The following is a 13069-nucleotide window of genomic DNA, read 5'->3' as shown; positions in this document are numbered from 1 at the left end:
CACGTTCAACGGAGGGCCGCATGGCTTCCACGTTTCCCGACCCGCGCGCCAGCGCCCCCGCCGCGCGGTCGGCCACGGACCGGCCCACCCGGATCGAGTCGCACGGCATCGACCACATCCCCGACGACGAGCGCCACGGGCACCCCCGCGAGCTGTTCGCGGTCTGGGCCGCGGCCAACGTGAACTACCTCAGCCTGGTCGTCGGCGGCGCCCTCGTCCTCATGGGGCTCAGCCTCCTCCAGGCCCTCGCCGTGATCGTCGTGGGCAATCTGTTCTGGCTGCTCACGGGCGTGCTCGCGGTCTCGGGCCCCGCCGCCGGCGCGCCCAGCGAGGTGATCACCCGGGCCCTGTACGGCGTGCGCGGCAACCGCGTGAACAACGCCGTCACCGGCTGGGCGATCTCCGTCTGCTACTTCGCCCTGAACCTGGCCGCCGCGGCCGGCGCCGCCTTCGCCCTTGTCGAGAAGACCGGCCTCCACGCGGGCACCGGCGTCAAGATCGCCGTCGTCCTGCTCATCGCCGCCGCCACGCTCACCATCGGCGTCTACGGGCACGCCCTCATCATCCGGCTGTACCTGCCGATCACCCTCGCGCTGACCGCCGCCTTCGGTGTCGTCGGCTACGCGGTGCTGCGGCGCGCGGACTTCGGCTACACCCCGGACGCCCCGCTGACCGGCGCCCCTCTGTGGGCGGCCCTGATCGGCGGCGTCACCCTCATCGCCTCGGGCCCGCTCTCGTACACGACCAGCGCCGACTTCTCCCGCTATCTGCCGGCCACGACCTCCCGGCGGGCCGTCGTCGGGTGGACCGCGCTCGGCGGCTTCCTGCCCAGCGTCGTGGTCTGTTCGCTCGGCGCCCTCGCCGCGACCGTCGTCGACACGACCGACCCGCAGACCGCCCTGGAGGCCATGCTGCCGGGCTGGTTCACACCGGTCTTCCTGCTCTCCCTGGTCCTGGGCACGATCGCCATCAACGCCATGACCGCCTACAGCGCGGGCCTCGCCCTCCAGGCCGTCGGCCTCCGCGTCCGGCGCTCCCTCAGCGTGCTCGCCGACGGCACCGTCGCGGTCGCCCTCACCCTCTACGCCCTGCTCGTCTCCGACTTCCTGGACACCGTCGGCAACGTCCTGGAGCTCACCGTCGTCCTGCTCGGCCCCGCCATGACCGTCTACGCCGTCGACATCCTGCTGCGCCGGGGCCGCTACGACGGCCGCGCGCTCATGGACGAGACCCGGGACAGCGCCTTCTGGTACACGGCGGGCGTCAACCCGGCGGGCGCCCTGGCCGTGGCCGGAGGCGCCGTCGCCGCCGCGCTGTGCGTCAACACCGCGTACACGGGCCCGATCGCCCACGCGCTCGGGGGAGTGGACCTGGCCCTGCCCGCCGGCATGGCGGTGTCGGGGCTGCTCTACGCCCTCCTCACCTTCCTCATGCGCGGCCGGACGCCCGGCGCCCCCGTCACGCCCGCCGTCGGCTAGCCGCCGCCACCAACTCCCTCGTCACCCGCAGGTCCTCACCCATCTCCGGGTGCCACTGCACCCCGAGCACCCAGGCGGGGCCGGGCAGTTCGATCGCCTCGACCGTGCCGTCCAGCGCGTGCGCGGAGGCGGTCAGGCCCTTGCCGAGGACGTCGACGCACTGGTGGTGATAGGTCGGCACCTCGGCCCGCTCGGGGACCAGGGACGCGTACAGCGTGCCGGGCACCGGGTCGACCGGGTGGCGGCCCATCACGCCGACCGCCTCCGTGTGCCCGTCCAGGTGCTGGACGAGCGTGCCGCCGAGGGCCACGTTGAGGAGCTGCATGCCCCGGCAGACGCCGAGCAGCGGGGTCCCGGCGGCCAGGGCGGCCTCGATCAGGGCCAGTTCCCAGCCGTCCCGGGCCCGGGCGGGCGGACCGGTGCGGGGGTCGGGCTCGGCCCCGTACCGTACCGGCTCGACATCGGCGCCGCCCGCGACCACCAGGCCGTCGAGCCGCGCCACCGCCTCCGCCGCGGCCGACGGATCGTCCGGCGGCAGCATCACGGCGAGCCCGCCGCTCGCCTGGACGAGCCGCGGGTACGCGGCCGGCAGCAGCGCGGCGGGCAGGTCCCACACCCCCCAACGGGCCTGGTCCAGATAGGTCGTCACCCCGATCAGCGGCCTGGGCGGCATGGGCGGCGTGGGCGGCGTGGGCGTGGGCATGGGCTTCTCCTCCGGTACGGATTCCAGGTGGCGGCGTCCGCCGCCTCAGCGTTCGAGTTCCGCCTCGGCCGCCGCGAGCGCGGCGAACTCCTCCTCCGGCGCCTTCGCCACCAGGTGGTGGCGACTGTAGAGCGCGAAGTAGGCGAGGGCGATGACGTAGACCCCGAGGGCGATGAGGGCCGCGTCCTTGTCCACCAGGAAGGTCGCGACCAGGGCCGAGAGCGCCAGGACGAAGGCCACCGAGGAGGTGACCACCCCGCCCGGGGTGCGGTACGGCCGGGCGAGCCCCGGCTCACGGCGGCGCAGCACGATGTGGGAGAGCGCCATCAGGGCGTACGAGATGGTGGCGCCGAACACCGCGATGTTCAGCATCCGGGCCCCGTTCCCGGTGCCCGCGGCGAGCGCGAAGCCGAGGGCGCCGGGGATGAGCAGCCCCAGGTAGGGCGACTTGCGGCGGCTGGTGAGGGAGAGGAAGCGGGGCAGGTAGCCGGCCCGGGACAGCGCGAAGAGCTGGCGGGAGCCCGCGTAGATGAGGGAGAAGAAGGAGGCGACCAGGCCCGCGAGTCCCGCGTAGTTGACGAAGCGGCTGAGCGCGGTCGGCTCCCCGTCGCCCTGCAACGCCACCACCAGCGGGTTGCCCGCCTCCTGGATGGCGGCCGAGCCGCGCGCCCCGGTGGCCGCGAAGAAGGTCACCACCGCGAGCAGCACCAGGATGCCCATGGACAGGGCGAGCGCCCTCGGCATCGAGCGCACGGGGTCCTTGGCCTCCTCGGCGGCCAGCGGCACGCCCTCGACGCCGAGGAAGAACCACATGCCGAAGGGGAACGCGGCCCAGATCCCGAGGAGTCCGAACGGCAGCCAGGAGTTGGCGCCGACGGCCCCCTTGTCGACCGGGATGTCGTCCAGACCGGCCACGTGGAAGTCGCTGAGCGCGCCGAGCGCGAAGACCAGCAGCGCCGCCACGGCGACGGCGGTGACGATCAGGCTGAAGCGCAGCGCCTCGCCCACGCCCCACAGGTGGATGCCGATGAAGAGCGCGAAGCAGACCAGGTAGACCGGCCACCCCGACTCCAGGCCGAAGAGGCCGAGGGACTCGACGTAGTCGCCGATGAAGATGGAGATGGCGGCGGGCGCCAGGACGTACTCGATGAGGATCGCGGTGCCGGTGAGAAAGCCGCCCCAGGTGCCGAGCGCCCGCCGGGCGAAGCCGTAACCGCCGCCCGCCGTGGGCAGGATGGCGGAGAGCTCGGCGAGCGAGAAGACCAGGCACGCGTACATCGCGCCCATCAGGACGGTCGCGATGGCGAGGCCGCCGAAGCCGCCCTTGGACAGGCCGATGTTCCAGCCGGAGAAGTCGCCGGAGACGACATAGGCGACGCCGAGCCCGGTCAGCAGCAGCCAGCCGGCGCTTCCGCGACGCAGGGTGCGCCGCTCCAGGTAGTCGTCGGTGGTGCTTCCTGTGGTGCCTGTGTTTCCTGTGGTGCCTTTTGTGCCTGAGGTGTCGTCCAGCGTCATGGCAGCGGTCAGCTCCCCGCAAGGGTCCCAATGGATTGGTGCCATACCTTTGCGTCGGACAAGGGGGCGACGCAAGTCCCGTGCGTTACTTTCCGGTTACGTGGTGGGGGCCGCCCCCTCAGGTCAGGAACCCCCGCAGCAGCGCCGCCGTCCCCCCGCAGTGTTCCCGCATCACCTCGCGCGCCGCGTCCGCGTCCCCGTCGAGCACCGCCTCCACCAACGCGGTGTGCTGGTGCTGCGAGTGCTCCAGGTTGCGTACGAGCAGGGGGATGCAGTCGAGCAGGTCGTTGACGGTCGCCCGCACCGCCGCGTACTGCGCGGTCAGCGTCGGCGAACCGGACAGCTCGGCCAGTGTGAGGTGGAGCAGCGTGTCCTGGCGCCGGTAGTCGCCGAGCGGGGCGTCGTGGGTGGCCGTCAGCGCCGTGCGCAGCCGCTCGGCGCCCTCGTCGTCCAGGCCGTGGGCGGCGCAGAGTCCGGCCGCGCCGACCTCCAGGACCTCGCGGAAGCGCAGCGTGTCCTCCACGTCGACGGCCGCGATCCGGCGCCGCAGCTCCGCCTCGTCCGCCGTCTGCGGGCGCTGGAGCACGAAGGTGCCGCCGTACCGCCCGCGCCGGCTCTCCACCAGGCCCTGCTCCTGGAGCACCTTCAGGACCTCGCGCAGGGTGACCCGGCTGATCCCCATCCGGTCCGCCAGCTCCCGCTCGGCCGGCAGGCGCTCCCCGCCGGGCACCAGGCCGAGCCGGACGATCTGGAGGATCTGCTCCAGCGCCTCCTCGAACCCGTTGCCCGCGCGTACCGGCCGCAGCACCGGCGTCAACCGGTCGGTCGATTCATTCGTCTGGGTCACGTCGCGGTTTCCCCTTCCCAAGCAATGGTCCTGAGCAATACCTTATGGCTCCCGGCAGGCCCAAGGAGGAACAATCCCGTGGCAGACCGCACACCCCCGCTCGCCGTCGACGAGCTCCGCGCACTCGTCGCGAGCGGCGAGATCGACACCGTCGTCCTGGCCTTCACCGACATGCAGGGACGCCTCCAGGGCAAGCGGTTCGCCGCACCGTTCTTCCTGGACGAGGTCCTCGGCCACGGCACCGAGGGCTGCAACTATCTTCTGGCCGTCGACACCGAGATGAACACCGTCGACGGCTACGAGATGTCGTCCTGGGACCGCGGCTACGGCGACTTCGCCATGCACCCCGACCTCGCCACCCTGCGCCGCGTGCCCTGGAACGAGGGCACCGCGATGGTCATGGCCGACCTCGCCTGGAACGACGGCGCCCCGGTCGTCGCCGCCCCCCGGCAGATCCTCCGCCGCCAGCTCGACCGGCTCGCCGCCCACGGCTTCACCGCCCACGTCGGCACCGAGCTGGAGTTCATCGTCTTCAAGGACACCTACGAGCAGGCCTGGGACGCGAACTACCGCGGTCTCACCCCCGTCAACCAGTACAACGTCGACTACTCCGTCCTCGGCACCGGACGCGTCGAACCCCTCCTGCGCCGCATCCGCAACGAGATGGCCGGCGCCGGGCTCACCGTCGAGTCCGCCAAGGGCGAGTGCAACCCCGGCCAGCACGAGATCGCCTTCAAGTACGACGAGGCCCTGGTCACCTGCGACCAGCACGCCGTCTACAAGACCGGCGCCAAGGAGATCGCCGCCCAGGAGGGCTGCTCGCTCACCTTCATGGCCAAGTACAACGAGCGCGAGGGCAACTCCTGCCACATCCACCTCTCCCTCCAGGACGCCGACGGCCGCAACGTCATGGCGGGGGACGGGCCCGACGGCATGTCCGACGTCATGCGCCACTTCCTGGCCGGACAGCTCGCCGCCCTGCGCGACCTCTCCCTCCTCTACGCCCCCAACATCAACTCGTACAAGCGGTTCCAGCCGGGCTCCTTCGCCCCCACCGCCGTCGCCTGGGGCGTCGACAACCGCACCTGCGCCCTGCGCGTCGTCGGCCACGGCCGCTCGACCCGCTTCGAGAACCGCCTCCCCGGCGGCGACGTCAACCCCTACCTCGCCGTCGCCGGACTGATCGCCGCCGGACTGCACGGCATCGAGCAGGGCCTGGAGCTCCCGCCCGCCTGTACGGGCAACGCGTACACCGGCGGCTACGAGCACGTCCCCACCACCCTGCGCGAGGCCGCCGAGCTCTGGGAGAACAGCGAGATCGCCAAGGCCGCCTTCGGCCCCGAGGTCGTCGCCCACTACCGCAACATGGCCCGCGTCGAACTCGACGCGTACGACGCCGCCATCACCGACTGGGAACTGCGCCGCTCCTTCGAACGCATGTGAGGAAAGACTTGCTCCAGGTACTGAACCCGGCGACCGAGGAGGTCGTCGCCACCGTCCCCGCCGCCACCCCGGCCGACGTGGACGCCGCCGTCACCCGCGCCACCGCCGCCCAGCGCTCCTGGGCCGCCGCCGCGCCCGCCGAGCGGGCCCGGATCCTGCGCCGCTTCGCCTCCGCCGTCGACGCCCACGTCGAGGAACTCGCCCTCCTGGAGGTCCGCGAGGCCGGCCACACCCTCGGCAACGCCCGCTGGGAGGCCGGCAACGTCCGCGACCTGCTCGACTACGCGGCCGGGGGAGTCGAGCGCCTGAACGGGCGCCAGATCCCGGTCCCCGGCGGCCTCGACGTCACGATCCTCGAACCCCTCGGGGTCGTCGGCGTCATCGCGCCCTGGAACTTCCCCATGCCGATCGCCGCCTGGGCCACCGCCCCCGCCCTCGCCGCCGGCAACGCCGTGATCCTCAAGCCCGCCGAGACCACCCCGCTCACCGCGCTGCGGCTCGCCGAACTCGCCCTGGAGGCAGGCCTCCCCGAGGGGCTCTTCCAGGTCCTCCCCGGCGAGGGCCCGGTCGCCGGGAACGCACTCGTCGAACACCCCGGCATCGCCAAGATCGTCTTCACCGGCTCCACCCGGGTCGGCAAGTCGATCATGGCCAAGTGCGCCGACCAGGTGAAGCGCCTCACCCTCGAACTCGGCGGCAAGAGCCCCAACATCGTCTTCGCCGACGCGGACCTGGAGGCCGCGGCGGCGGCCACCCCGATGTCCTTCCTCGACAACAGCGGCCAGGACTGCTGCGCCCGCACCCGCATCCTCGTCCAGCGCGGTGTGTACGAGCGCTTCCTTGAGCTCCTCACCCCCGCCATCGAGGAGATCGTCGTCGGCGACCCCCTCGACGAGCGCACCCAGATGGGCCCGCTGATCTCCCGCGCCCAGCTCGACCGGGTACGGGGACACGTCGAAGGGGCCACGGGGACCACGGGCGTCGAGGTCATCCGCGGCAAGGCCCCCGAGGGCCCCGGCTTCTGGTTCCCGCCCACCGTCCTCACCGGCCTCCCCGAGGACGCGCCCTGCGCCGTCGAGGAGGTCTTCGGCCCCGTCGCCGTCGTCCTCCCCTTCGAGGACGAGGCCGACGCGATCCGCCTCGCCAACGCCACCGAGTACGGCCTGTCCGGCTCGATCTGGACCCGCGACGTCGGCCGCGCCCTGCGCGCCTCCCGCGCCGTCCGGGCCGGCAACCTCTCCGTCAACTCCCACTCCAGCGTCCGCTACTGGACCCCGTTCGGCGGCTTCCGCCAGTCCGGGCTCGGCCGTGAACTGGGACCCGACGCCCTGACCGCCTTCACCGAAACCAAGAACGTCTTCATCAGCACGGAGGGCCCCGCACTGTGAGCACCGAAGAGATCGTCTGCCGCCGCCTCGTCGGCCGTACCGCCGTCATCACCGGAGCCGGCAGCGGCATCGGCCTCGCCACCGCCCGCCGCCTCGCCTCCGAGGGCGCCAACGTCGTCTGCGGCGACATCGACGAGCGGGCCGGCAAGGCCGCCGCCGAAGAGGTCGGCGGCACCTTCGTCAAGGTCGACGTCACCGACCCGGAGGAGGTCGAGGCGCTGTTCAAGACCGCCTTCGACACCTACGGCTCCGTCGACATCGCCTTCAACAACGCCGGCATCTCGCCCCCCGACGACGACTCCATCCTGGAGACCGGCCTGGAGGCCTGGAAGCGCGTCCAGGACGTCAACCTGACCTCGGTCTACCTCTGCTGCAAGGCCGCCCTGCCGTACATGCGGCGCCAGGGCAAGGGCTCCATCATCAACACCGCCTCCTTCGTCGCCATCATGGGCGCGGCCACCAGCCAGATCTCGTACACCGCCTCCAAGGGCGGCGTGCTCGCCATGTCCCGTGAACTCGGCGTCCAGTTCGCCCGCGAGGGCATCCGCGTCAACGCCCTGTGCCCCGGACCCGTCAACACCCCGCTGCTCCAGGAGCTGTTCGCCAAGGACCCGGAGCGCGCCGCGCGCCGCCTGGTGCACATCCCGGTCGGCCGCTTCGCCGAGGCCGAGGAGATCGCCGCCGCGGTCGCCTTCCTCGCCAGCGACGACTCCTCCTTCGTCAACGCCGCCGACTTCCTCGTCGACGGCGGGATCTCCGGCGCGTACGTGACCCCGCTCTAAGCGTTCACCGCGTATCCATCCCCCCGACAGCCGGGCGTCGCGAGGCGCCCGGCTGTCGTGCGTACATCCAGGAGAGTGTTCATGACCAACAAGCTCCGCACCCCCGCCGTCGCGGCCGCCCTCGCCCTCGCCGCGACCGGCCTGCTGCCCGCTGCGGGCGCCCAGGCCACGCCTCGCGAGCCCCGCGCTTGCGCCGGTCTCACCCTCTCCGAGGGCTGGTACGGCGACAACAAGGCCCGCCTCGAAGGCCTGATGGCCGACCACTGCCGTACGAAGGGCGACAAGCCGGTCGCCGTCTTCGACTGGGACAACACCGTCATCAAGAACGACGTCGGCGACGCCACCTTCTACTGGCTGCTCCGCAACGACCGCGTCCGGCCCCCGCGCCACGGCGACTGGTCCACCACCAGCCGCTACCTCACCCCCGAGGCCGCCGCAGCCCTCGGCGCGGCCTGCCCCGCCGACGTCCGCACGCTGCCCACCGCCACCGACACCGCCTGCGCCGACGAACTGCTCTCCGTCTACGGCAACGGCACCACCACCGGCGGGAAGAAGGCCTTCGACGGCTACGACCACCGGCGCATCGAGCCGCAGTACGCCTGGCTCGCCCAGCTCCTGCACGGCTGGACCCCCCGTCAGGTCCGCGCCTTCGCCACCGCCGCCCGCGCCGAGAACCTCGCCGCCCCGCAGGGCGCGACCCAGCAGGTCGGCAGCTCCAAGGTCACCGGCTGGGTCCGCTACTACGACCAGCAGCGCGACCTGATCCGCGCCCTCAAGGCGTCCGGCTTCGACGTGTGGATCGTCTCCGCCTCGCCCGAGCCCGTCGTCGACGTGTGGGCCCGGGGCGTCGACGTCGCACCCGACCACGCCGTCGGCATCCGCAACACCACCGAGCACGGGCGGCTCACCAGCCACCTCAAGGGCTGCGGAAGCGTCCGTGACGGCGAGGACCGGATGATCACCTACATCGACGGCAAGCGCTGCTGGATCAACCAGGAGATCTTCGGCGTCCGCGGCCCCGCCGCCGAACGCGTCCAGCCCGCCGCCCGCCGCCAGGTCTTCGCCGCCGGGGACTCCGACACGGACATCTCCTTCCTGCGCGACGCCACCGGCCTGCGGCTCGTCCTCAACCGCAACAAGAACGAACTCATGTGCCGCGCCTACGACAACGGCGACGGACGCTGGCTCGTCAACCCCATGTTCATCGAGCCGAAGAAGCGGAAGACGAGCGCCTACCCCTGCGCCACCACGGGCTACACCGCCCCCGACGGCACCGCCGCACCGGTCCGCCGCACCGACGGCAGCGTCATCGCGGACCAGCAGGACACCGTGTACTGAGCCGCCGTCAGAGGAAGGTCCGGCCCTCGCCCCGGTACGTCGGGACGGCGGCCGTGACCCTGTCGCCCTCCACCAGACGCAGGGTGTCGAACCGCTCGCACAGCTCGCCGGCCTTCGCGTGCCGGAACCAGACCTTGTCGCCGATCCGCAGATCGTCGGCCGGCGAGCCCAGCAGCGGCGTCTGCACCTCGCCGGGACCCTCCTGCGGGTCGTAGCGCAGCCCTTCCGGGAGATACGGCACGGGCAGCCGGTCCGCGCCCGCGACCCCCGACGCCGGGTAGCCGCCGCCGAGCACCGTCACCACGCCCACGCCGGGGCGCCGCACCACCGGCAGCGCGAACAGCGCCGCCGGACGCCCCGAGAACGCCGTGTAGTCGTCGAACAGACGCGGCTGGAAGAGCCCCGAACCCGCCGCGATCTCCGTCACCGCGTCCTCGGCCGCCGTGTGCTGCACACTGCCCGTGCCACCGCCGTTGACGAACTCCAGCTCCGGCGCCACCGCCCGCACCGCCCGGACCACCGCCGCCCGGCGGGCCGCCAGCTCCCTGCGGGCCGCCGACTGCATCAGCCGGACCGCCCGCGAGCGCAGCGGCCGCCCGGCCACCGCGTCCCCGACGCCCGCGACATGCCCCTCGTACGCCATGAGCCCGACCAGCCGGAACCCTGGACGGCGCGCCACCGAACGGGCCAGCTCCGCCAGTTCGGCGGGCTCCCGCAGCGGCGAGCGGCGCGCCCCGAACCGGACCCGGCCGCCCAGCAGACGCAGCGAGGTGTCCAGCTCCAGACAGACCCGCACCTCCTCGGTGCCGCCGGCCCGTGCCGCGTCGATCAGATCGAGCTGCGCCACGTCGTCGACCATCACCGTCACCGCGGCGGCCAGCTTCGCGTCGCCCGCCAGCTCCCCGAACCCCGCCCGGTCCGCCGACGGATAGGCAAGGAGTACGTCCTCGATCCCGGCCCTCGCCAGCCACAGCGACTCGGCCAGCGTGAACGACATGACCCCGGCGAAACCGTCGCGCGCGAGCACCCGCTCAAGCAGCGCCCGGCACCGCACCGACTTGCTCGCCACCCGGACCGGCTTCCCGCCCGCCCTGCGCACGAGATCCGCCGCGTTGGCGTCGAACGCCTCCAGATCGACGATGGCCAGGGGCGCGTCGAGAGAGGCGGTGGCCCGGTCGTACCGGGCCCGGTCGGCCGCACGGGGAGTCATGGCCCGAGCTTGCCAGACGGGTTTACGCGTGGGTAGCCCCTGCGTTCCCGCACCCGGGGGAACAGCCCGTAGAGTGACCGCCATCGCGTGAGGGAACGACCGGGGGGACCAGGGGGACGGGGATGACCACCGAGCCGCAACCCCCCACGTCCCGCATCACCGACGCCCTCCTGCCCGCGCCGGGAGCCAGGCCCGCGCCCCCGGAGCGGCAGTCTCCGCAGCCCCCGACGCACCCCCCGGCGGCGAAGCCGGGCCTCTCGGTTCCGCTCCCGCCGGCCGTGCCCGCGCGGCCGGTGCCCGTCGTCGAGACCACCACCCGGCTGCGGCCGGTCCGTGACGCCGGGCCCGGTCCGGTGCCCGCACGCCCGGTCGTCGCCCCGCACCCGTACGGCGTCGACCGCTGGGCCCTGCCCGACGAGACGCCCGCCGAGACCACCACCCGGCTGCGGCCCGTGCAGGAGCGGCGGCCCGGGCGGGTCCTGGCCGCCGCGGGCTGCGCCGTCCTCGGGCTCGGGCTCATCGGCGGCGCCCTCGCCGGAGCGGTCCTCGCCGAGAGCGGGGCCGGCGAGCCCGCCGAACCGGCCGGCTACTCCCAGGCCAAGCGCGTCTGGCACGACGCCCCCGTCGACACCCTCTTCCCGCGCACCCTGTCGGGGCCCGGCGCGGGACCCGGCGGCGCCGCCCGCACCTGGACCCGGATCGTCGTCGCCCCCGACACGCCCTGCACCGCGGCCGTCCTCCCCAAGGGGCTGCTCACCGCCCTGAAGGTGCCCGGCTGCGAACGCGTACTGCGCGCCACCTACACCGACGCCACCTCGTCCCACGTCACCACCGTCGCCCTCGTCTTCACCGAGGCCGACCCCGCCACCATGCGCACCCTCGGCTCCCGCGCCGAGGACGACCCGCCGCCCGCCCTCGCCGCCCCCGCGACCGTCGCGGCGAAGTTCGGCGACGCCCAGCGGGCCAGCTGGTGGCGGCACGTGCTGCCCGACCTCCCCGTCGTCGTCACCGCCGTCTCCGGCTTCGCCGACGGCCGCACCGTCGCCGAGGCCGAGCCCGCCACCCGCGCCATGACCGCCAAGCGCACCACCGCCGTCGCCCAGGCCGGCCTCGGCCACGAGGCGAAGGGCGTCGGCGACGGCGTCGAACGCGCCCTGCGCAAGACCGTCGCCGCCACCCTCAAGGAAGACGCCCGGTGACCCGCCGCCCCCGTGCCGCGGCCGCCGCCCTGCTCGCCGCCGCCTTCGCCGTCCTGCCCGCCACCACCCCCGCGTACGCCGACACCATCCGCGCCCGCCAGTGGGGCCTCGACGCCCTGCACACCTCCCGCGCCTGGCAGACCACCCGCGGCGAGGGCATCACCGTCGCCGTCCTCGACACCGGCGTCGACGCCACCCACCCCGACCTGACGGGCTCCGTCCTGCCCGGCACCGACCTCGTCGGCTTCGGCGCCTCCCGCGGCGACCGCGCCTGGGCCCGGCACGGCACCGCCATGGCCGGGATCATCGCCGGACACGGCCACGGGCCCGGCGACCAGGACGGTGTCCTCGGCGTCGCGCCGAAGGTACGGATCCTGCCCGTACGGGTGATCCTCGAAGGCACCGACAAGTCCCGCGACAAGGCCCGCAAGACCCGGGGCACCGCCCTCGCCGAGGGCATCCGCTGGGCCGCCGACCACGGCGCCGACGTCATCAACCTCTCCCTCGGCGACGACTCCGAGTCCGCCCACCCCGACGCGGGCGAGGACGCCGCCGTCCAGTACGCCCTCGCCAAGGGCGTCTCCGTCGTCGCCTCCGCCGGCAACGGCGGCGAGAAGGGCGACCACATCTCGTACCCCGCCGCCTACCCCGGCGTCATCGCCGTGACCGCCGTCGACCGCTACGGCACCCACGCCTCCTTCTCCACCAGCCGCTGGTACGCCACCGTCAGCGCCCCCGGCGTCGACATCGTCATCGCCGACCCGGACCGCCGCTACTACGAGGGCTGGGGCACCAGCGCCGCCGCCGCGTTCGTCTCCGGCGCCGTCTCCCTGGTCCGCGCCGCCCACCCCGACCTCACCCCCGCCCAGGTCAAGCGACTCCTCGTCGACACCGCCCGCAACCGCCCCAAGGGCGGCCACAGCGACCAGAAGGGGTACGGGACGGTCGACCCGGCCGCCGCCATCGAGGCGGGGAGCGCGCTCAAGGGCGCCGACCCCAAGGCCGCCGTCGCCGGCTACGGCGGGCAGTACTTCGGCCCCGGACCACAGGCCGAGCCCGAGGCGGGCCGCCCCCTCGGCCTGCTCGCCCCCATCGCCGGAGGCGTCGGCGTCCTGCTGCTCGCCGCCGCCGTCGCCCTGTGGCGGGGCAGCCGCAGCCACTGACCG

General features: G+C 73.6%; 11 protein-coding genes. 7 read left to right on the top strand and 4 right to left on the bottom strand.

The annotated features are described in order from the left end of the window. Window positions 1–20 precede the first annotated feature (20 nt). Window positions 21–1478 (top strand): purine-cytosine permease family protein, encoded by a 1458-nt coding sequence (locus ABTZ54_RS14240; protein ID WP_351661862.1) that lies wholly within the window; start codon window positions 21–23, stop codon window positions 1476–1478. Here the strand turns inward: ABTZ54_RS14240 and ABTZ54_RS14235 are convergent. From ABTZ54_RS14235 to ABTZ54_RS14225, 3 genes are all read right to left on the bottom strand, one after another. Continuing rightward, complete coding sequence (locus tag ABTZ54_RS14235; protein WP_351662365.1) at window positions 1459–2151, bottom strand: gamma-glutamyl-gamma-aminobutyrate hydrolase family protein; 693 nt, start codon at window positions 2149–2151, stop codon at window positions 1459–1461. The two genes, ABTZ54_RS14240 and ABTZ54_RS14235, sit on opposite strands and share 20 nt — an antisense overlap. A 75-nt stretch (window positions 2152–2226) precedes the next feature. Continuing rightward, a complete protein-coding gene (gene eat / locus ABTZ54_RS14230) occupies window positions 2227–3696 on the bottom strand; it encodes an ethanolamine permease (protein WP_351661859.1) in 1470 nt (489 codons plus the stop codon). A 118-nt stretch (window positions 3697–3814) separates the two neighbouring features. Next, window positions 3815–4543 (bottom strand): FadR/GntR family transcriptional regulator, encoded by a 729-nt coding sequence (locus ABTZ54_RS14225; protein ID WP_351661857.1) that lies wholly within the window; start codon window positions 4541–4543, stop codon window positions 3815–3817. Between the two features lie 78 nt (window positions 4544–4621). Here ABTZ54_RS14225 and ABTZ54_RS14220 point away from each other — a divergent pair, with 78 nt between their 5' ends. From ABTZ54_RS14220 to ABTZ54_RS14205, 4 genes are all read left to right on the top strand, one after another. Then, window positions 4622–5986 carry a glutamine synthetase family protein gene (locus ABTZ54_RS14220; RefSeq protein ID WP_351661855.1) on the top strand — a complete coding sequence of 455 codons (1365 nt, stop codon included), beginning with the start codon at window positions 4622–4624 and terminating at the stop codon, window positions 5984–5986. 8 nt (window positions 5987–5994) lie between these two features. After that, on the top strand, window positions 5995–7374 hold the full coding sequence (locus ABTZ54_RS14215) for an aldehyde dehydrogenase family protein (protein WP_351661853.1): 1380 nt from the start codon (window positions 5995–5997) through the stop codon (window positions 7372–7374). After that, entirely contained in the window at window positions 7371–8156 is a 786-nt protein-coding gene (locus ABTZ54_RS14210; protein ID WP_351661851.1) for a 3-oxoacyl-ACP reductase, read from the top strand. Before ABTZ54_RS14215 ends, ABTZ54_RS14210 begins: the two co-directional genes overlap by 4 nt. Window positions 8157–8237: 81 nt before the next feature. Further along, a complete protein-coding gene (locus ABTZ54_RS14205; protein WP_351661848.1) occupies window positions 8238–9494 on the top strand; it encodes a haloacid dehalogenase-like hydrolase in 1257 nt (418 codons plus the stop codon). 7 nt (window positions 9495–9501) lie between these two features. Here ABTZ54_RS14205 and ABTZ54_RS14200 read toward each other — a convergent pair whose 3' ends face one another. Then, complete coding sequence (locus tag ABTZ54_RS14200) at window positions 9502–10704, bottom strand: amino acid deaminase/aldolase (RefSeq protein WP_351661846.1); 1203 nt, start codon at window positions 10702–10704, stop codon at window positions 9502–9504. Between the two features lie 122 nt (window positions 10705–10826). On the opposite strand from ABTZ54_RS14200, the gene ABTZ54_RS14195 reads away from it, so the two are divergent. After that, a complete protein-coding gene (locus ABTZ54_RS14195) occupies window positions 10827–11903 on the top strand; it encodes a hypothetical protein (RefSeq protein WP_351661844.1) in 1077 nt (358 codons plus the stop codon). Further along, window positions 11900–13066 (top strand): type VII secretion-associated serine protease mycosin, encoded by a 1167-nt coding sequence (mycP, locus tag ABTZ54_RS14190; protein WP_351661841.1) that lies wholly within the window; start codon window positions 11900–11902, stop codon window positions 13064–13066. The genes ABTZ54_RS14195 and mycP overlap by 4 nt, the downstream gene beginning before the upstream one ends. Window positions 13067–13069: the final 3 nt, after the last annotated feature.

The sequence above is a fragment of the Streptomyces sp. NPDC094032 genome, from assembly GCF_040303965.1.
Classification (GTDB): Bacteria; Actinomycetota; Actinomycetes; order Streptomycetales; family Streptomycetaceae; genus Streptomyces.
Note: the sequence above shows the minus strand (reverse complement) of the source record. Positions and strands in the feature narration are given on the sequence as shown.